Consider the following 19,394-nt stretch of genomic DNA (forward strand, 5'->3'; position numbering starts at 1 on the left):
TGGTATGGCGCGTTAGACATAGTTAAGTGCGCAATCTCGCGGAATCAAATGGATAAGGACTAAAAAACCGTGTCGGTCGGAATGGCTGCCCCCCGCGCGCTTTATGGCTGCGACCCTGACCGGAGCCGCGGCCGGCTGTTTCCGGAGCCGCCGAGCCGGACCCGCAGCCCGTTCCGGCGCGATTGCGACCGGGTGATCCATTCCACCGCGTTCCGCCGGCTGAAGCACAAGACACAAGTTTTCGTGTTCCACGAGGGCGACCACTACCGCACCCGGCTGACCCATTCGCTGGAAGTGGCGCAGATCGCCCGCGCGCTGGCCCGCCAGCTCGGCCTCGACGAGGATCTTACCGAAACGCTGGCGCTGGCCCATGACCTCGGCCATCCCCCGTTCGGCCATGCTGGCGAGCGGGCGCTCGACAAATGCCTCAGGGATCACGGCGGCTTCGACCACAACGCGCAGGCGCTGCGGGTCGTGACCTCGCTGGAGCATCGCTATCCTGAGTTCGACGGGCTGAACCTGACCTGGGAATCGCTGGAGGGCATCGTCAAGCACAACGGCCCGCTGACCGAGCGAGACGGGGCCCCGGCCGGGCCTTACCGCGACCGCGGCATCCCGATCGGCATTTCCGACTTCGATCAAAAATTCGATCTCGAGCTGTGGAGCTACGCCTCGCTGGAGGCGCAGGCCGCAGCGTTTGCCGACGACATCGCCTATGATGCCCACGATATCGACGACGGCCTACGCGCCGGACTGTTTGCTGTCGACGATCTCAAGGTGATGCCGCTGACTGAGGCGATCATCGCCGAAATCGACCGGCATTATCCCAACCTTGACGACGCCAGGCGCGGCGCGGAACTGGTACGCGAGCTAATTTCCTACATGATCATGGCGGTCATGTCGGAGGCGGGCAGGCGCTTGGCAGAAGCGAAACCGCAATCGGCTCATGACGTCCGCCACCATCACCAGCCGCTGATCGCCTTTCCGCCTGACGTCGCCGAGGAGGAGGCCGCCATCAAGGCGTTCCTGAAGCAGCGCATGTACCGCCACAATCGGGTGATGCGGGTGATGGGCGAGGCGGAAGGCATCCTGTTCGACCTGTTCGCGCGCTACCAGAATTCGCCGGGGGACCTGCCGGCCGAATGGGTGGAGGGTACCGAGCGCGTCACGGATGGCGAGCGGGCGCGCCGGATTGGCAATTTCATCGCCGGGATGACCGACCGCTACGCCCTGATGGAGCACCAGCGGCTTTTTGACTCGACCCCGGATTTGCGTTAGGCGGCGGCCATGTCCGATCAGCCAGCCACACAGCATCTGTTCGCCGACGCGCTGGCGCGCGTGCAGGCGATCTGCGCCGCGCTCGCAGCCGAGGGCCAATGGCCCGCCGGCATCGATTTCTCCCGCGTCGTGGTCGAACCGCCGCGCGACGCGAGCCATGGCGACATGGCGACCAACGCCGCGATGGTGCTGGCCAAGGACGCCAAGGCAAAGCCGCGCGAACTCGCCGACAAGATCGCGGAAAAATTGCGCGCCGACGATCTGGTTGCCGCCGTCGAGGTCGCGGGGCCCGGCTTCATCAATCTCACCTTGAAGCCCCAGGTCTGGGCCGACGAATTGCGCACCATGCTGCGCGAAGGCGCGGCCTATGGCAAAAGCGCAGTCGGCGCCGGCGCCAAGGTCAACGTCGAATATGTCTCGGCCAACCCGACCGGGCCGATGCATGTCGGCCATTGCCGCGGCGCGGTGTTTGGCGATGCGCTGTGCGGCCTGCTGGATTTTGCAGGCTACGACGTCACACGCGAATATTACATCAATGACGCCGGCGCGCAGGTCGACGTGCTCGCGCGCTCGGTCTACCTGCGCTATCTGGAAGCGCTCGGCGAAGTCATCGGCGAGATCCCGGAAGGGCTTTACCCCGGCGACTATCTCGTGCCGGTCGGGCAGGCGCTTGCGGCCGAGCACGGAGACAGGCTGAAGGCGATGGCTGAAGCTGCCTGGCTGCCGATCGTGCGCGCCAAGGCGATCGCCATGATGATGGACATGATCAAGAGCGATCTCGCCGCGCTCAATATCAGGCACGAGGTGTTCTTCTCGGAGCGGTCGCTGATCGAGACCGGCAACAACAAGGTTACCGAGACCATCGATTTCCTGCGCGCCAAGGGCGATATCTACGAGGGCCGCCTGCCGCCGCCGAAGGGCAAGCCGGTCGAGGATTACGAGGACCGGATCCAGACGCTGTTCCGCGCCACCGCCTACGGCGACGATGTCGATCGTCCGTTGATCAAGTCGGATGGCTCTTACACTTACTTCGCTTCCGACATCGCCTATCACAAGAACAAGGTCGATCGCGGCTTCCTCGACATGATCGACGTGTTCGGCGCCGACCATGGCGGTTACATCAAGCGCATGCAGGCGGCGGTGAAGGGCGTCAGCGGCGGCAAGGCGGCGCTCGACGTCAAGGTGGTGCAGCTCGTTCGCCTGCTGCGCGCCGGCGAGCCGGTGCGGATGTCGAAGCGCTCCGGCGATTTCGTCACGCTGCGCGAAGTGGTCGACGAAGTCGGGTCCGATGCGGTGCGGTTCATGATGCTGTTCCGCAAGAACGATGCCGTGCTCGATTTCGATCTCGCCAAGGTGCTCGAGCAATCGAAGGACAATCCGGTTTTCTACGTCCAGTACGGGCACGCCCGCGGCCACTCAATTTTCAAGAATGCCAGCGAGGTGGTTCCAGACCTCCCCGAGGATGACGTGGCCCGGACGGCCTATTTGTGGGATTCCCCGGTGGAGCGGCTGACGGATCCGGCCGAACTTGACCTTTTGAAGCGGCTGGCGCTCTATCCCCGGATAATCGAGGCGGCGGCGGTCGCACATGAACCGCACCGAATCGCTTTTTATCTATATGATTTGGCCAGTGAATTTCACGCGTTGTGGACGAAGGGGCGGGATTTGCCCTATTTACGCTTCATTATAACTAATGATGCAGAGATCACGAGGGCGCGACTGGCTATGGTCCAGGGCGTCGTCTCGGTTCTGGCATCGGGCTTAGCCGTTCTCGGCGTCCACGCTCCGACCGAGATGCGGTAGGCAGGGGCGAAGGCCCTTCACGAATGGGGGTTCGTGGGGGTATCTGGCAGGGGCCACGCTCGTCATGGTTTGTTTGACATGGCGGGTTGGCGCTGTCCCGTAGGGGATGCATCATCACGATGGCTGATCGATATCAGGACCGACATTTTCCCTCCGCCGACCAAGATCGCGGCGAGAGCGATCCGCTTGCCGAGCTCGCAAGGCTGATCGGGCAGAACGACCCGTACGGGGCTGCCGCCAAACCGACACCGCATCCGCTGCAGTCGCGGGCGAATGTGCGTCCACAGCGGTATGATCCACCGGAAGATCTCGACGCGCCTCCAGCCCCGCCGGCATGGATGCAGCGCGCGCGCCAGGAAACGCGCCAGGAAACCCCGCCGCCGCCACTTCCATCGCCTTTGCCGCAGGATCAGGCTTACGACGACGAGCCGGATTACCAGCCGGCGGCGGTGCATCCCTTGCACCGCTACGCGGCCCAGCATCAGGCGCCCGCGCAGGACTCGCAGGACTATTACGAGGCTCCGCAGCAAGATGCCGACGAGCCGCAGCAGGACCCGTCGCGCTACGACGAAGCGCTGTATGGACGGCTCGAAAATGGCGAGCACGACTATCAACGCGATCCGGCCTATCCGGACGATCCCTATGCGTACCAGGGCGAATACGAGGAGGAGCCCGCTCCGAAGAAGCGCTCGAGCGGCCTGATGACGGTCGCTGCGGTGCTGGCGTTGGCTGTGGTCGGGACGGGCGCTGCCTTTGGCTATCGCACTTACATCGGTTCGCCCCGCTCGGGCGAGCCGCCGATCATCAGGGCCGACAATAGCCCGACCAAGGTAATGCCGGCACCGTCCGACGTGGGCGCCGCCAAGGCCCCTGACCGCATGCTGCCGGGCGATGGCGGCGAGAAGCTGGTGTCGCGCGAAGAGACGCCGGTCGACGTCAATGCAAGGTCCGGCGCGCCGCGCGTGGTGTTTCCGCCGCTGAATCCGAATAGCAATCCGCCGCCGGTCGCGAGCGTTTCGCCGTCCGGCCCGCCCCCGCAGACCGGCGTGAACGGTACGATGCCGAACAACGAGCCGCGCAGGATCAGGACGCTCGCCGTCAAGGGCGACCCCGCTGACAATGGCGGCATTCCGGCAGGGGCCAGCGCGCCGCCGCCGAGGCCGGCACCGACGACGCGAAGCGCGGCTGCCCCGGCTGCGGCTCCCGTAACACCGCCAGCGCGTAATCCGGCTTCAGCCAATGCCAGCGCCAATACGCCAGTGTCGCTCGCGCCGCAGGCCGATCCCGCCCCGCCAACCCGAATGGCGGCGACCAATCCGGCCCAGCCGGCTGCCCCGACCGGCGGAGGCTACCTGGTCCAGGTCTCCTCGCAGAAGAACGAGGCCGACGCGCAGGCCTCCTACCGGGCGCTGCAGAGCAAGTTCCCGAGCGTGCTGGGATCGCACTCGTCGCTGGTGAAACGCGTCGATCTCGGCGAGAAGGGCGTCTATTACCGCGCATTCGCCGGCCCGTTCGGCTCGTCCGAAGAGGCAGCACAGGTCTGCAGCAGCCTGAAATCTGCCGGCGGGCAGTGCTTCGTCCAAAGGAATTAACGGCGGTTTCCTTGACCCCGGGGCCGTGAGGGGCCTAATCGGCCCCCATGACAAGCCGCGCATTCATCACGGGCGTATCGGGACTGGAGCTGAGCGCCGCGGAGCGCGAATTCATCCGTGGCGAACGGCCATGGGGCCTGATCCTGTTCAAACGCAATGTCGAGACGCCGGACCAAGTATCTGCGCTTGTTGATGAATTCCGGGGTCTTATAGGCGAGGCGGATGCGCCGGTCCTGATCGACCAGGAAGGCGGGCGGGTGGCCCGGCTCGGGCCGCCGCATTGGCCGACATATCCGCCCGGCGCCACCTTCGGTGCGCTCTACGACATCGAGCCAACGCTGGGCCTGCAAGCCGCGCGCTTGAGCTCGCGCCTGATCGCGGTCGACCTGATCGACCTCGGCATCACTGTCGATTGCCTGCCGCTGGCGGACGTGCCGGTGGCTGGCGCGGACGCCGTGATCGGCAACCGGGCCTATGGAACCGAGCCGGGCAAGGTCTCAGCGATCGCCCGCGCCGTCACAGAGGGGCTGGAGCAGGGCGGCGTGCTGCCTGTGCTGAAGCACGTTCCCGGCCATGGCCGGGCAAATGCGGATAGCCATTTCCGGCTCCCGATCGTTGATACAGCGCGGGAAGAGCTGGAACGGACTGATTTCGCCGCCTTTCAGCCGCTGGCGGACCTTCCGATGGCCATGACCGCGCATGTTGTGTTTAGCGCGTTAGACCCCGTCCAACCGGCGACGACTTCTGCGACAATCATCCGGCAGGTGATTCGCGGCGTAATTGGGTTCCAGGGTTTGTTGATGAGTGATGACGTGTCGATGAATGCGTTGGCGGGATCGATCTCGGATCGGACCCGCGCCATCGTCAGCGCCGGCTGCGACATAGTTCTGCATTGCAACGGCAAGCTCGACGAAATGCGCGATGTAGCGCGCGAGACGCCGGGACTGGCGGGCGAGGCCTTGAGCCGCGCCACACGGGCGCTGTCCTCGCGAAAGCAGCCTGAGCCGTTTGACCGGCAGGCGGCGCGGGCTGAACTTGAAGCGTTGATGGATCGGGTAGGAACGGCATGACGGCTGAGATTCTATCGTTTGAAACCGGACGGCCCGCCGAAATCACCGAAGGCGAGCCGGCGCTGGTCGTCGACGTCGAGGGCTATGAGGGCCCGCTCGACTTGCTGCTCACGCTGGCGCGGCAGCAGAAGGTCGATCTCGCCAAGATTTCGATCCTGGCGCTGGCAGACCAGTATCTGACCTTCATCGAGGCGGCGCGAAAGATCCGCCTCGAACTCGCCGCCGATTACCTCGTGATGGCCGCCTGGCTTGCGTTCCTGAAATCGCGGCTATTGTTGCCCGAACCGGCCACGCCCGATGGGCCAAGCGCCGAGGAAATGGCCACCGCCCTGGCCAACCGGCTGCGCCGGCTCGAAGCCATCCGCGAAGCCGCCAACCGGTTGATGAACCGGCCGCAGTTCCAGCGCGATATCTTCCCGCGCGGCAATCCGGAAACGATCGCCGAAATCAAGCACCCCAAATTCACGGCGACGCTGTTCGACCTGCTCACCGCCTATGCCACGCAGCGCCAGCAGCGCGTGCTGGCGACGGTGCATTTGGCCAAGCGCACGGTGTGGTCGCTGGCCGAAGCGCGCGCCTCGCTGGAGCGGCTGGTCGGCATGGCCGAGTCCGAGGAGTGGAACTGCCTCGACGATTACCTGCTCAGCTACGTGGTCGATCCCTCGCAGCGCGCAACGGTGTTTGCGTCGAGCTTTGCCGCAGCCCTCGAACTGGTGCGCGAAGGCGAGATGGAATTGAACCAGAAAGAGGCGTTCGCGCCGCTGTATTTTCGTAAGCGTCCGCCGCAGGCCGCAATGCCTGCGCCGGATATGACGGTCGAGTAAGTGGAAGGAGACCTAGCCATGGCAAGCCTGGCGGAAAAACGCATGGAAGATGCCGAGGACCATCCCATCGACCAACATACCGATCAGGCCGCGCGGCCCGAGGAATTGCGGCTGCTCGAAGCGTTGCTGTTTGCCTCCGCGGAGCCGATCGATCAGGCGGCGCTTGCCAAGCGCATGCCCGACGGCGTCGACGTCAAGGCGGCGCTGGCGCAGTTGCAGGCGGAGTATGCGCCGCGCGGCGTCAATCTGGTGCGGGTCGCCAACAAATGGACGTTCCGCACCGCGGGCGACCTGTCGTGGCTGATGACGCGCGAAAGCACGGAGACGCGGCGGCTGTCGCGGGCGGCGATCGAGGTGCTCGCGATCATTGCCTATCACCAGCCCGTGACGCGCGCCGAGATCGAGGAGATCCGCGGCGTGATCACGTCAAAGGGAACGCTGGATGTGCTGCTCGAAACCGGCTGGATTCGGCCCCGCGGCCGCCGCAAGACGCCGGGGCGGCCGCTGACGTTCGGCACAACGGAAGCGTTCCTTTCGCAGTTCAGCCTGGAGGCGCTGAGCGACCTGCCGGGCCTGGAAGAGCTGAAGGGTACGGGGCTCCTGGATTCGCGGCTGCCTTCCGGCTTCAGCGTTCCGACGCCGTCGGATGATGTGGCGCTGCGTGAGGACGAGGATCCGCTGGACGCTGGCGACAACCTGGAACTGCTGCTGGCTCCTGCCGCCGAGCCTGAAGGCGGCAGCGAAAGCTAGTTCCGATGGCTCCGCCGATTATCCACTCAGGCGGGGTTAATAATAGCCATAATACGTAGCCGCGACAGCGATTTGCCGCGGCAGGGGTCCTTGTTTTTGACACCCCGCGGGCCTACCTTCCGCAAAAGCTTGGCCGGAAGCCGGCCGTCTCTTTTGGAGGGTTGCAGGATGGGTTCGCTTAGCATTTGGCACTGGATCGTCGTGATCGCAGTGGTCCTGCTGTTGTTCGGCCGCGGCAAGATTTCTGACCTGATGGGCGATGTCGCAAATGGCATCAAGGCCTTCAAGAAGGGCATGCAGGACGATGAGAAGGCGCCCGAAAAGCCCGCCGAACCGGTGAAGACCATCGATCACAATGCGACGCCGGCGCCGACAGCGCGGACGGATGTCGGCAGCAAGGCTGTCTGAACCAACCAGACATCTTGAACCAGGCACCGGGAAAAGACGCCGGTTGAGAAAAGACGCGGGTGGCTCCAAATCTTTGCTAAAGGGATTGGGGCGCAGACGTCTCGCGTGAGCGGAAGAATTCATGTTCGACATCGGGTGGAGTGAACTGGTCGTCATCGCGGTCGTCGCGCTGATCGCCATCGGCCCGAAAGAGCTTCCCGGTGTGCTGCGCATGGTCGGGCAATGGATGGGCAAGGCGCGCAAGATGGCCGCCGAATTCCAGGGCCAGTTCCAGGAAGCCATGCGCGAGGCCGAAATGGCGGACCTCAAGAAGAGCTTTGATGAGGTCAAGGACGTGGCTACGGGCCTTTCGCCGGCCAACGTCATGACCTCGCTGCAAAAAGACGTCAACGACGCCCTGCAGATTGGGGATATCGACAAGCCTGCCGACAAACCGGTGGATGCGCAAGTTGCCTCCGCGACCGGCGAGCCTGTCTCGCCAACTACCCCAGCGCTGCCCACACCGGAAACCTTCGTCGAGGCCGAGGCGCATGTGGCGGTCTCCGAGCCGCTGGCGATCACGCGTGAAGTTCAGGCCGCGCCGCAGGATATCGCGCCGGCGGCGCCCGACATTCTCAAGGACGCCAAAGCGTCATGACCATCGAAGACATCGAGGCCAGCAAGGCGCCGTTGATGGACCACTTGATCGAGCTGCGCTCGCGGCTGATCAAGGCGCTGCTCGGCTTTGGCATTGCGTTCATCTTCTGCTTCTTCTTCGCCAAGCAGATCTACAACGTGCTGGTCTGGCCGTTCGTCTGGGTGGCGGGCGCCGAAAATTCGAAATTCATCTACACCGCGCTGCTGGAATATTTCCTCACGCAATTGAAGCTCGCGCTGTTCGGCGCCGCCTTCATCTCGTTCCCGATCGTGGCGACGCAGATTTATAAATTCGTGGCGCCCGGCCTCTACAAGCACGAGCGTGGCGCGTTCCTGCCGTACCTGATCGCAACTCCGTTCTTCTTCGTGCTCGGCTCGCTCCTGGTCTATTTCGTGGTGCTGCCGATGCTGGTGCGGTTCTCGCTCGGCATGCAACAGATGGGCGGCGACGAGAGTGCGCAGATTCAGTTGCTGCCCAAGGTCGGCGAATATTTGTCGTTGATGATGTCGCTGATCTTCGCCTTTGGCGTCGCGTTCCAGTTGCCGGTGATCCTGACGCTGCTGGGCCGGATCGGCATCGTCACTTCCCAGATGCTGCGCGAGAAGCGGCGCTATTTCATCGTGATCGCCTTCGTGATTGCCGCCGTGCTGACGCCCCCCGACGTCATCAGCCAGGCCTCGCTCGCGATCCCGCTGATGGCGCTCTACGAGGGCGCGATCGTCGCAGTCCGCATGGTGGAAAAGAAGGCCGCCGCCGCGCGGGCGTCCACGGGGACGCCGCCCGCAAGCCCGCCGCCAGAGGCTAATCCGGCCGAGTAGGGCGCCATTCTCCTCTCCGAGAGCCGTCATTCCCTGCGAAAGCGGGGAATCCAGTGCGCCGAGGCCTCTCGATTCATGGCCGCTGCTCTGGAATTCTGGATCACCCGCTTTCGCTGACGATGACCAGTGTGGTACTGGGATCGCGCCTTTTCGGCACGATTCAGGATTGACCACCCATGCACGACATCAAATCGATCCGCGACAACCCCCAGGCGTTCGACGCCGGACTGAAGCGCCGGGGGCTGGCGCCGTTGTCGGCTTCGCTGCTGGCGATCGACGAGAAGCGCCGGGCAGCGATCCTGGCGTCCGAGCAGGCGCAGGCGCGGCGCAACGCGGCTTCGAAGGAAATCGGCGAGGCGAAGAAGGCCAAGGATGACGCGCGCGCCAACAAGCTGATGGCGGAGGTCGCCGAGCTCAAGACCACAATGCCGGAGCTCGAGCTTGCGGCGAAGACGGCCGACGAGGAACTCGCGAAAGAACTTGCCGCGATTCCGAACCTGCCGCTCGACGACGTGCCCGAAGGCGCAGACGAGCATGGCAATGTGCAGCGCCATGTCTACGGCAAGATCCGCAACTACGCCTTCACGACAAAGCCGCATGACGATCTCGGCGGCGCGCTCGGCTACATGGATTTCGAAGCCGCTGCGAAACTCTCCGGCGCGCGCTTCGTGGTGCTGAAGAAGGGCCTGGCGCGGCTGGAGCGCGCGATTGGGCAGTTCATGCTCGATCTGCACACCAACGAACACGGTTACACGGAGGTCAATCCGCCGCTGTTGGTGCGCAACGACGTGATGTTCGGCACTGGCCAATTACCGAAATTTGAGGACGACCAGTTCTGGGCCATCAAGGGGGAGCTGCTGGCAGCGCCGGATGAGCGATTGAAAACTGAACGTCTGGGTCTCATCCCCACCGCCGAAGTCTCGCTCACGAACCTTGTTCGCGAATCCATCGTCGATGAAAAAGAACTGCCGATGCGGCTCACCGCGCTGACGCCGTGCTTCCGCGCCGAAGCGGGCGCCGCCGGGCGCGATACCCGCGGCATGATCCGGCAGCATCAATTTACAAAAGTCGAACTGGTTTCGATAGCGACGCCGGAGACCAGCCGTGACGAGCACGAGCGCATGCTGTCCTGCGCCGAGGAAGTGCTGCGCCGGCTCGACCTGCATTACCGGGTGATGACGCTGTGCTCCGGCGACATGGGGTTCTCCGCGCAGAAGACCTACGACATCGAAGTCTGGATGCCCGGGCAGGGCGAGGGCGGCGCTTATCGCGAAATTTCGAGCTGCTCGGTGTGCGGTGACTTCCAGGCGCGGCGCATGGATGCGCGTTCGCGCGGGCCCGACGGCAAGCCGCGTTTCGTGCACACGCTGAACGGATCCGGCACGGCGGTCGGCCGCGCGCTGATCGCGGTGATGGAAACTTATCAGCAGGAAGACGGCTCCATTGCGGTGCCTGCGGTGCTGCAGCCCTATATGGGCGGGCTCAAAACGATCGAGCAGGACAAATAGCGCAAAGCAAAATGGCATTGCATCGCGACATCCTTTGGATCGGGAAGCAATGGGCTGTCACCGGCCACGGGATGCAATTGATCGACCAGCGGCTGATGGGCGCCTTCGATATCGAAGTGGCCCGCCTGTGGGACGACGATCTGATCGAACGCATGCATGCCAAGGAGTGGCTCAACGTCGCCGACTTCGACAAGGGGCTGGCGGTTGCGCGGACGCGGCACAAACCGCCGGAGGCGGGGGCGCCGGTAGCAGCGGCGCTTCCGGCGATCGAGCCCGTCGCGGCACCTTCGCCCAAGCCAGCGGACGCGAGCGCGCCCTCTCTGCCCATCGAATCGGCGCAACTGGCATCGCCAGACCTGCAGATGAAAATCGATGGCGGCGCCAGATTTGCCCGCCCTTGGCGTGTCTGGATGAAGAAAACATGAGGAAATAGGCCGGTTTGCCTCAGCCGCGATAGCCGGATAAGACGACAGCCAAAGGCAAAAGCCTACCTCGACCTGAACCTGAAGGCATTTTGACGGATGCGAATTCTCTGCACCAACGACGACGGCATTCATGCGCCGGGTCTGAAGATCGTCGAGGAGATCGCCCGCGCGCTGTCCGACGACGTCTGGATCGTGGCGCCGGAGCTCGATCAGTCCGGTGTCTCGCATTCACTGTCGCTGAACGATCCCTTGCGCTTACGCGAAATCGGTCCGCGCCATTTCGCGGTGCGGGGCACGCCGACGGATTGCGTGATCATGGGCTCGCGCCATATCCTCGGCGAGAAGATGCCCGATCTCGTGCTGTCCGGCGTCAACAAGGGCCGCAACGTCGCCGAGGACGTCGTCTATTCCGGCACGATCGCGGGCGCGCTCGAGGGCACGATTCTGGGCATCCCGTCGTTTGCCCTGAGCCAGGAATTTTCCATCGAGACCCGTCACGCGCCGCTGTGGGATACCGCGCTGAAATTCGGCCCCGGCATCCTGCGCAAGGTGATCGACGCCGGCGTGCCGAAAAATACCGTGATCAACGTCAACTTTCCCGCCTGCACGCCCGATCAGGTCAAGGGTGTTCGGGTGACGCGGCAGGGCAAGCGCAATCTCGGCTTCCTGAAAATCGACAAGCGCCACGACGGCCGCGGCAATCCGTATTACTGGATCGGGTTCGAACGCGCCGCGGCGATGGATACACCGGCCGATGGCACCGATCTGGCGGCACTCGCGGCGCGCTACGTGTCAGTCACGCCGCTGCGGCTCGATCGGACTGACGAAGCGTTCTCGGAAGAGCTCACGACGACGCTGAAGTAGAGGCTCGCGGCATTGCGAGAAGCGCAGCGGCGAAGCAATCCGATTAAACGATCGGCAAGGACGGCGCATCGCCCTTTCCCCAAACGTTGAAGGTTGCTTCCCATTTGGCGATTTCGTCGCCCCGCATGGTGAGGAGTTCGATCCCGCGGCCTTCCATTCGGCGCCCGTCCAATCCGTCCTCCCATTCAGCGTCCCAATGGCAAACGATGACGTTACCTGACACGGCGCGCAACTGCTTCTGCAACCGGTAATTCTTTTGGCGCGCGAACCTTGCCTTCAGAAATGCTTCGAGCGGTGCCCTGCCATATGTTTCGGGAAAGTCGGCAAATCGGACCACGACATCCGAAGCGAAAGTTTTCATGACTTCCGAAATATCGCCTGTGTTTAGTAACCGTTGGGCACGCTCAAGCACGGCTTCAGCGTCGCCAAACGTAAGTTCTCTAATAGCTCGATCTGCCGCCATATCGTACTCCTGATGTGCGGCCGACATGACCGCGTGACAGCTCGAACTTGAGATATCCAAGCGACAGATTCCGTCAGTAGTGACGTCACGCCCGATCCGGCAGACCTTCAATTTCGCGCCATTCCTTGATCAGGGCCCGGCGCCGTCGCGGATATCTTTCCCTCACCTCGGCGAACCCAACGATCCGGTCGGTCCGGAAATGACGGTAGCTCTGGCGAAGTTCACACCAGGCGGCGAGTAGTCGAACGCGTGCGCAGAAGGTGATCGAAATCGGCCATATTCGCCGCTCGGTGGCAGCGCCACCCCCGTCGTGGTAGGCGATCCAGACTTTTTGCTCGGTTCGGATGGCGTTGCGAAGGGGTGCCAGATTCATACGATCGACCACGGCTGGTTCGATAGGGCCCGCGAAAAGTCCTGACGCGTCGACCTCGTTGCTCCGACCCGCCGGCAACACAGCGGTGATCTTTGCCAATGCGTCGTGCGCAGCCTTCGCCAAGCTAGGGTCAGCGGCCCGCGCCACCATGCCGGAACCAAGCATGAGCGCCTCGATCTCGTCACGGGAGAACATCAGCGGCGGCAAGGTAAAGCCGGGCCGGAGTACATAGCCGATCCCGGCTCCGCCTTCGATCGGCGCACCTTGCGCGATCAGTGTCTGTATGTCGCGATAAATGGTGCGCAGTGAAACATCGAGTTCATCGGCAAGTCGCGCTCCACTCACCGGACGGCGGTATCGCCGCAGCGTCTGGATCAAGTCGAGCAGCCTTGCTGTTCGTGACATGTAAGCATCTCTTGCCATTCCGGTGTTCGCCGGGACGATAGCCGTTATGCGGCCTAAACCGGCGCGCTCTTCAACGTAGAGGCGATCACCTGGGCCAGGGTTTCCAGTTGGAATGGCTTCTGCAGCGCGGGGCGGTCGCGATATTCCTGCGGCAGGCCGGAGGAGCCGTAGCCGGTTGCAAAGATGAACGGACGGTTGCGCGCTGTGATCAGTTCGGCCACCGGCGTGATCACCTTGCCGTTGACGTTGACGTCGAGAATTGCGAGATCGAATTCGGTGGATTGCACCAGCTTGACCGCTTCACCGATTTCGCCGGCCTCGGCGGCTACGCTGTGGCCCAACTCTTCCAGCATGTCAGCGACCATCATGCGGATCATGACCTCGTCTTCAACGAGGAAAACTGAACAGCCCGCCGGCCGTGTCGCTACCATGATGGATTCCTTGCCCTTCCGAGTGTCGAGGTTCGCAAAAAACGGACCTGGGTGCAATGTCGGTATGGGCGGGTAGGCGCTGTGTAAAGACTCTTCGCGAAGGATTTTCCGGGCCCCTAACGTCGGGACGCGGTCCCAGTTCCGGACGAGGAACAACAATCTTTAAGGAAATCGTTCCTTAAGTGCGCGGACGCTATACTACATCTCGGCGAGGCCGAAGTACCGGATTGGCGGCAGGCCTCCCGCCACGAGACCGCGATGTCCCAAGAACCGCTCGAAAAGATGATGTTTCAGCTCACTCTGCGGCGGCGGGGGATCAGCGACCAGGCGGTGCTGCGGACCATGGAAGAGGTGCCCCGCGAGGCTTTCGTGGCGGCTGGCGATCGCAGCCATGCCTATCGTGACAGCGCGCTCGGCATCGCCTGCGGGCAGACCATCAGCCAGCCCTTCGTGGTCGCCTACATGACCGAGCAGTTGCAACTGCAAAAGCACCACAAGGTACTCGAGATCGGGACCGGCTCCGGCTACCAGGCCGCGGTGCTGTCGCGGCTATGCGCGCATGTCCTGACCATCGAGCGCTACCGGACGCTGGCGGACACCGCGCGCGACCGGCTCGAAGCGCTGGGCTATTTCAATATCGAAGTGATGTTGGGCGACGGATTCCAGATTCCGCCTGGCGCCGGCGACTTCGACCGCATCATCGTGACGGCTGCGATGGAGCAAATCCCCGAAAAGCTGCTGGAGCGGCTGCTGCCGGGTGGCATCCTGATCGCGCCGGTCGGGCCCCATCATGGCAGCCAGACGCTGGTCAGGGTGACCCGAACGGACAGCGGTTTTGAGCGCAAGGAATTGGTCGATGTCCGCTTCGTCCCGGCCCTGCCGGGAATTGCGCGCGAACTGTAGAATCCCGGATTGGCGGTTCCCGCCAACATCTTATTCCAAGGGTTAAGCGGTTATTTACTCGGTACGTGTTTACTCAAAACAGTATTTTGTTGCGTACGAGTGAGTAACCATGTCCCGTCTCGCCGAGTTGCTTCGCTCGCGTCGGGTGCCGCAGGCCGCGGTGCTGGCGCTGATGTCGGTCGGCTTTGCCGGCTGCAGCGCCGATATGCAGACGCGCTTTTCCGATAGCTCGTTCTCCAATCCCTTTGCCTCTCAGCCCGAAGCGACCGGTTCGGTGCGCGCTCCCGCCGTCGAACGCCGCGAGCCGCCGCAATATGCCCGGCCGCAGGCCTCGACCCCGCAATATCAGTCCCAGGACCTGCCGCCGCCCGCCGTTGCTGCGCCGCCGGCCTATCCCGCCAACTCGGGCGGGGTGTCGGGAGGAGGGCGGGGGATTTCGTCCTATGCGCCGCCTTCCCGTCCGCCCATCGAGACCACCGCCACGGTGCCGCCGCGCTCGGTGGCCGCTGCGCGCCCATCCGCGCCGGGCGGCACTACGATTATCGTCGGCACCAGCGACACGCTCGACATTCTGGCCAAGCGCTACAACGTTTCAGCCGCTGCGATCCTGCAGGCCAATGGCTATAAGGGCCCGCGCGTGCTGTCGCCCGGCCAGCAACTGATCATTCCGCGCCAGACGGCGACGGCAGCGCCCGCGCCGGCCCTCGCGCCTGCGGCCAGCAAGCCGGTTGCCGCGGCGGCAGCGCCGACCGTCCATGTCGTCAATCGCGGCGATACGCTGATGAGCATCGCCCGGCGCAATCAGGTTTCGGTCAGCGAGCTCGCCAAGGCCAACAATCTCGATCAGTCCGCCAAGCTCAGCCTCGGCATGAAGCTGACCGTGCCTGGTTCGAAATCCGCCGCCGCAGCACCAGTGGCGCAGCCCGTTGTCGCAGCTCCCGCCCAGCCGGTCGCAGCGGTTGCGGCACCGGCCACCAAGATGGCTGCCGCCGGCGGCCCGCCGCAGAGCGCCCGGCTGGCACAGGCGACCACCAACGTCACTAACGTCACTGAAGAGAAGCCCGTCGTCGAGCAAGCCTCGATCAAGCCCAGCGAAGCCACCGGCGCGCTGCCGACCTTCCGCTGGCCGGTGCGCGGCAAGGTGATCACGAGCTATGGCGCCAAGACCAACGGCAAGTCGAATGACGGCATCAACCTGGCGGTGCCGGAAGGAACGCCGGTGAAAGCCGCGGAAGATGGTGTGGTCGCCTATTCCGGCAACGAGCTCAAGGGCTACGGCAATCTGGTTCTGGTGCGGCACTCCAACGGTTACGTCACCGCATATGCCCATGCGAGTGAACTGCTGGTGAAGCGCGGCGATACGATCAAGCGCGGCCAGATCATTGCCAAATCGGGTCAATCGGGCGAGGTGGGGTCGCCGCAGCTCCACTTCGAAATCCGCAAGGGATCGTCACCGGTTGACCCGCTTCAATTCCTGAACGGGGCGTGAGGCTTCGTGTCCCGGACGCGGTGCAGCGGGACGCTGCGCCGCAGAGCCGGGACCCATCGCTGTAGCGCGCCGTGAAGTTGGACCCCGGTTCTTCAGCGCACCGCTACGCGCAGCGCAGCGCCCGGGGAACGCAGTCCTTCACGACTTCCCGGCCAGCCTCACGCCGAGCCTTCCGGCCAATTCCTGCGTGAACTGCCAGGCGACGCGCCCCGAGCGGGAGCCGCGGGTGGTCGACCATTCCAGCGCCTCGCGTTCCAGCTCTTCGTCGGCAATCTTGATGCCGAAATGGCCGCAATAGCCGCGCACCATGGCGAGGTATTCATCCTGGCTGCAACGGTGGAAGCCGAGCCATAGGCCAAAACGATCCGACAGCGACACCTTCTCCTCGACGGCTTCGCCGGGGTTGATCGCGGTCGAGCGCTCGTTCTCGATCATCTCGCGCGCCAAGAGGTGCCGCCGGTTCGAGGTGGCGTAGAGGATGACATTGTCGGGGCGTCCCTCGATGCCGCCCTCCAGCACCGCCTTCAGCGATTTGTAGGAGGCGTCATTGCCGTCGAAGGAGAGGTCGTCGCAGAACACAATGAAGCGGAAATCGGAGCTGCGTAAGAGGTCCATCAGGCCGGGCAGGCTCTCGATGTCCTCGCGGTGAATCTCGATCAGCTTGAGCCGGTCGGCCGGCTTGCGGTCGATGTTGATGCTGGCGTGAGCGGCCTTCACCAGCGACGACTTGCCCATGCCGCGTGCGCCCCACAGCAGCGCATTGTTGGCGGGCAGGCCATCGGCAAAGCGCTCGGTATTTTCGATCAGGATGTCGCGCATCCGGTCGATGCCCTTGAGCAGGCCGAGGTCGACGCGGCTGACGCGCGGCACCGGCGAAAGGCGCCCCTCCGGATGCCAGACAAAGGCATCGGCCGAGCCGAACGCCTCGGGGCCTCCCGTCGCCGGCGAGGCCGCCGAGAGATGGCCGGCGATCGCTTCCAGCGCGATGGCGATCCGCTCGGCGGTGGCGCCGTTAAGCCTGTTTGCCGGACCTTTTGTCGCGGTTTTCCCATGTCCTCGCGCGGCGGCCTTGGGGGCGGCGCGGGACGCTGTTTGAGCCGCAGTTTTGGCCGCAGTTTTCTTGGCTTTTTTCGACATTTCCCGAGTTCCTGACGGGGCAGCCTTAACGGGCCTTGGAAGCTCTCGCAAGCGGCCTAAATGAGGGGGCGGCCAACGTTGCAATTGGGCCCGCCGCCGCTATAGTCCGCGCAAATTTACCCGGACCGGCGACATGCCCAAGCTGCTGTGCCCAGGCATGGCCGGTTCTTTTCCGTCTCACGAGGATTGTTCGAATGCTGATTACCCCTGCGTACGCCCAGGCTGCAGCCGGTGGCGATGCCAACAGCATGTTGATGTCGCTGCTGCCGTTCGCACTGATCTTCGTGATCATGTACTTCCTGATTCTGCGACCGCAGCAGAAGAAGATCAAGGATCATCAGGAACTGGTCAAAAACATCCGCCGCGGCGACACCGTCGTCACCTCGGGCGGCCTGGTCGGCAAGGTGACCAAGGTGGTGGACGACGACCAGATCGAGTTCGAGATTTCGGACGGCGTCCGCGTGCGGCAGATGCGGCAGATGATTTCGGGCGTTCGCGCCAAGGGCGAGCCGGCCAAGGAAAAGAGTGAAGCCAAGGACGAGACGTCCGCGAGCTGAGTTTTCCGCGCCGCTTGCCGCGGTGCATTTTCCTGGATCTAACGGGTCTACTCGATGTTGTATTTCACCCGGTGGAAGGCGCTGGCGATCATTTTGACCGCCTTGATCGTTTGCCTTTGCGCGGTTCCGAATTTCTTCCCCCAGGAGCGGGTGAAGACCTGGCCGCTTTGGGCGCAGCGCCACATCGTGCTCGGCCTCGATTTGCAGGGCGGTTCGTATCTGCTGCTCGAAGTCGATTCCAACTACGTGAAGAAGGAAAAGCTCGATCAGGTGCGCGACGAAGTCCGTCGCGTGCTGCGCGACGCCAAGATCGGGTATACGGGCTTGGCCGTGCGCGCCGACGCCGTCGAGGTCCGCGTCAAGGAGAGCGACCTGCAGGCGGCGCTCCCCAAGGTGCGTGAACTGTCGCAGCCGCTTGGTGGTCTGCTCGGCTCAAGTGGGCAGCGCAGCCTCGAGGTTTCGGACGCCGGCGGCGGCCTGATCCGCCTTGCCGTACCGCAAGCTGCGATCACCGACCGCATCCGGCAAACGATCGAACAGTCGATCCAGATCGTCGAGCGCCGCGTCAACCAGCTCGGCACCGTGGAGCCGGTGATCCAGCGGCAGGGCACCGACCGGATTCTGGTGCAGGTGCCGGGCTTGCAGGACCCGACGCGATTGAAGGATCTGCTCGGCAAGACCGCCAAAATGGAATTCCGCATGGTCGATCCGACTGTGTCGCCAGAGCAGGCGCAGGGGGGCCGGGTGCCTGCGGACTCAGAGGTGCTAATGAGTGCCTCGTCGCCAAAAGTGCCTTACGTCATCAAAAGGCAGGTGCTGGTGTCTGGCGGTGACCTCACCGACGCGCAGCCGGGGTTTGACCAGCGTACCAACGAGCCGATCGTCAGCTTCCGCTTCAACACTTCCGGCGCGCGAAAATTCGCCCAAGCGACCACCGAGAATGTCGGACAGCCCTTTGCGATCGTGCTCGACAACGAGGTGATTTCCGCCCCTGTGATCCGAGAGCCGATCACCGGCGGCTCCGGCCAGATTTCCGGCAGCTTTACCGTGCAGGCCGCCAACGATCTGGCCATCCTGTTGCGCGCCGGCGCGCTGCCGGCGCCGCTGACCGTGATCGAGGAGCGCACGGTCGGCCCCGGCCTCGGCCAGGACTCGATCGAAAAGGGCGAGCTTGCGGCCTATGTCGGTTCGATCATGGTCATCGTGTTCATGCTGGTGACCTATCGCCTGTTCGGCGTGTTCGCCAACATCGCGGTTGCGATCAACGTTGCGATGATCTTCGGCATCCTGTCGCTCCTCAACGCCACGCTGACGCTGCCCGGTATCGCCGGCATCGTGCTGACGGTCGGCATCGCGGTCGATTCCAACGTGCTGATCTACGAGCGCATCCGCGAGGAATTGCGCGGCGGCCGCAACGCGATTTCGGCGATCGACGCCGGTTTCCGGCGCGCGCTGTCGACCATTCTGGACTCCAACATCACTACCTTCATCGCCGCCGCGGTGCTGTTCTATATCGGCACCGGCCCGGTTCGCGGCTTTGCCGTTACGCTCGGCATCGGCATCATCACCACCGTCTTCACAGCGTTTACGCTCACGAGCCTGATTGTCGCCGGTTGGGTGCGGTGGAAGCGGCCGAAGACCGTGCCGATCTAAGGATTT

20 protein-coding genes are annotated in these 19,394 nt (G+C 63.8%); 16 read left to right on the forward strand and 4 right to left on the reverse strand.

The window, feature by feature from the left end; all coding sequences use genetic code 11:
- The first annotated feature begins 69 nt into the window (after window positions 1-69).
- The 12 genes from V1278_RS21400 to surE all read left to right on the forward strand — a co-directional run bounded on the left by V1278_RS21400 (window position 70) and on the right by surE (window position 11,977).
- Window positions 70-1,278 (forward strand): deoxyguanosinetriphosphate triphosphohydrolase, encoded by a 1,209-nt coding sequence (locus tag V1278_RS21400; RefSeq protein ID WP_334382116.1) that lies wholly within the window; start codon window positions 70-72, stop codon window positions 1,276-1,278.
- A 9-nt stretch (window positions 1,279-1,287) separates the two neighbouring features.
- Window positions 1,288-3,081: an arginine--tRNA ligase gene (gene argS / locus V1278_RS21405; protein WP_334382117.1), complete on the forward strand. Its 1,794-nt coding sequence runs from the start codon at window positions 1,288-1,290 to the stop codon at window positions 3,079-3,081.
- A gap of 119 nt (window positions 3,082-3,200) precedes the next feature.
- Window positions 3,201-4,673, forward strand: coding sequence for an SPOR domain-containing protein (locus V1278_RS21410; RefSeq protein ID WP_334382118.1), 1,473 nt, complete (start codon window positions 3,201-3,203; stop codon window positions 4,671-4,673).
- Window positions 4,674-4,720: 47 nt separating this feature from the next.
- A complete protein-coding gene (nagZ, locus tag V1278_RS21415; RefSeq protein WP_334382119.1) occupies window positions 4,721-5,743 on the forward strand; it encodes a beta-N-acetylhexosaminidase in 1,023 nt (340 codons plus the stop codon).
- Window positions 5,740-6,567: a segregation and condensation protein A gene (locus V1278_RS21420; RefSeq protein WP_334362846.1), complete on the forward strand. Its 828-nt coding sequence runs from the start codon at window positions 5,740-5,742 to the stop codon at window positions 6,565-6,567. Before nagZ ends, V1278_RS21420 begins: the two co-directional genes overlap by 4 nt.
- 18 nt (window positions 6,568-6,585) lie before the next feature.
- The gene (gene scpB, locus V1278_RS21425; RefSeq protein WP_247512925.1) at window positions 6,586-7,317 is read left to right on the forward strand and encodes an SMC-Scp complex subunit ScpB; all 732 of its coding nucleotides are present in this window, start codon (window positions 6,586-6,588) and stop codon (window positions 7,315-7,317) included.
- Between the two features lie 168 nt (window positions 7,318-7,485).
- Entirely contained in the window at window positions 7,486-7,725 is a 240-nt protein-coding gene (locus V1278_RS21430; protein WP_028345916.1) for a twin-arginine translocase TatA/TatE family subunit, read from the forward strand.
- Between the two features lie 121 nt (window positions 7,726-7,846).
- Window positions 7,847-8,362: a Sec-independent protein translocase protein TatB gene (gene tatB, locus V1278_RS21435; RefSeq protein WP_334382120.1), complete on the forward strand. Its 516-nt coding sequence runs from the start codon at window positions 7,847-7,849 to the stop codon at window positions 8,360-8,362.
- On the forward strand, window positions 8,359-9,180 hold the full coding sequence (gene tatC, locus V1278_RS21440; protein ID WP_213287475.1) for a twin-arginine translocase subunit TatC: 822 nt from the start codon (window positions 8,359-8,361) through the stop codon (window positions 9,178-9,180). Before tatB ends, tatC begins: the two co-directional genes overlap by 4 nt.
- A 176-nt stretch (window positions 9,181-9,356) precedes the next feature.
- Window positions 9,357-10,688 carry a serine--tRNA ligase gene (gene serS, locus V1278_RS21445; protein WP_334382121.1) on the forward strand — a complete coding sequence of 444 codons (1,332 nt, stop codon included), beginning with the start codon at window positions 9,357-9,359 and terminating at the stop codon, window positions 10,686-10,688.
- A 71-nt stretch (window positions 10,689-10,759) separates the two neighbouring features.
- Window positions 10,760-11,113 carry a hypothetical protein gene (locus V1278_RS21450; RefSeq protein ID WP_442893833.1) on the forward strand — a complete coding sequence of 118 codons (354 nt, stop codon included), beginning with the start codon at window positions 10,760-10,762 and terminating at the stop codon, window positions 11,111-11,113.
- Window positions 11,114-11,209: 96 nt separating this feature from the next.
- Window positions 11,210-11,977 carry a 5'/3'-nucleotidase SurE gene (surE, locus tag V1278_RS21455; protein ID WP_334382123.1) on the forward strand — a complete coding sequence of 256 codons (768 nt, stop codon included), beginning with the start codon at window positions 11,210-11,212 and terminating at the stop codon, window positions 11,975-11,977.
- 43 nt (window positions 11,978-12,020) lie between these two features.
- Here surE and V1278_RS21460 read toward each other — a convergent pair whose 3' ends face one another.
- The 3 genes from V1278_RS21460 to V1278_RS21470 all read right to left on the reverse strand — a co-directional run bounded on the left by V1278_RS21460 (window position 12,021) and on the right by V1278_RS21470 (window position 13,649).
- Window positions 12,021-12,440, reverse strand: coding sequence for a nuclear transport factor 2 family protein (locus V1278_RS21460; protein ID WP_334382124.1), 420 nt, complete (start codon window positions 12,438-12,440; stop codon window positions 12,021-12,023).
- Window positions 12,441-12,525: 85 nt separating this feature from the next.
- Window positions 12,526-13,218, reverse strand: coding sequence for a helix-turn-helix transcriptional regulator (locus V1278_RS21465; protein WP_334382125.1), 693 nt, complete (start codon window positions 13,216-13,218; stop codon window positions 12,526-12,528).
- 53 nt (window positions 13,219-13,271) lie between these two features.
- Entirely contained in the window at window positions 13,272-13,649 is a 378-nt protein-coding gene (locus tag V1278_RS21470) for a response regulator (RefSeq protein WP_082637436.1), read from the reverse strand.
- 258 nt (window positions 13,650-13,907) lie between these two features.
- Between V1278_RS21470 and V1278_RS21475 the strand changes: the two genes are divergently transcribed.
- Window positions 13,908-14,552, forward strand: coding sequence for a protein-L-isoaspartate(D-aspartate) O-methyltransferase (locus V1278_RS21475; protein WP_334382126.1), 645 nt, complete (start codon window positions 13,908-13,910; stop codon window positions 14,550-14,552).
- Window positions 14,553-14,661: 109 nt separating this feature from the next.
- The gene (locus tag V1278_RS21480; RefSeq protein ID WP_334362839.1) at window positions 14,662-16,041 is read left to right on the forward strand and encodes a LysM peptidoglycan-binding domain-containing M23 family metallopeptidase; all 1,380 of its coding nucleotides are present in this window, start codon (window positions 14,662-14,664) and stop codon (window positions 16,039-16,041) included.
- 138 nt (window positions 16,042-16,179) lie between these two features.
- Here the strand turns inward: V1278_RS21480 and V1278_RS21485 are convergent, their stop codons facing one another.
- The gene (locus tag V1278_RS21485) at window positions 16,180-17,178 is read right to left on the reverse strand and encodes an ATP-binding protein (RefSeq protein WP_334382127.1); all 999 of its coding nucleotides are present in this window, start codon (window positions 17,176-17,178) and stop codon (window positions 16,180-16,182) included.
- Window positions 17,179-17,372: 194 nt separating this feature from the next.
- Here V1278_RS21485 and yajC point away from each other — a divergent pair, with 194 nt between their 5' ends.
- Together yajC and secD are read left to right on the forward strand one after the other, a co-directional pair.
- Window positions 17,373-17,735, forward strand: coding sequence for a preprotein translocase subunit YajC (gene yajC / locus V1278_RS21490; protein WP_028345926.1), 363 nt, complete (start codon window positions 17,373-17,375; stop codon window positions 17,733-17,735).
- Window positions 17,736-17,789: 54 nt separating this feature from the next.
- Complete coding sequence (gene secD, locus V1278_RS21495; protein WP_334382128.1) at window positions 17,790-19,388, forward strand: protein translocase subunit SecD; 1,599 nt, start codon at window positions 17,790-17,792, stop codon at window positions 19,386-19,388.
- The last annotated feature ends 6 nt before the right edge of the window (window positions 19,389-19,394 follow it).

The organism is Bradyrhizobium sp. AZCC 1577, assembly GCF_036924575.1.
GTDB lineage: Bacteria > Pseudomonadota > Alphaproteobacteria > Rhizobiales > Xanthobacteraceae > Bradyrhizobium.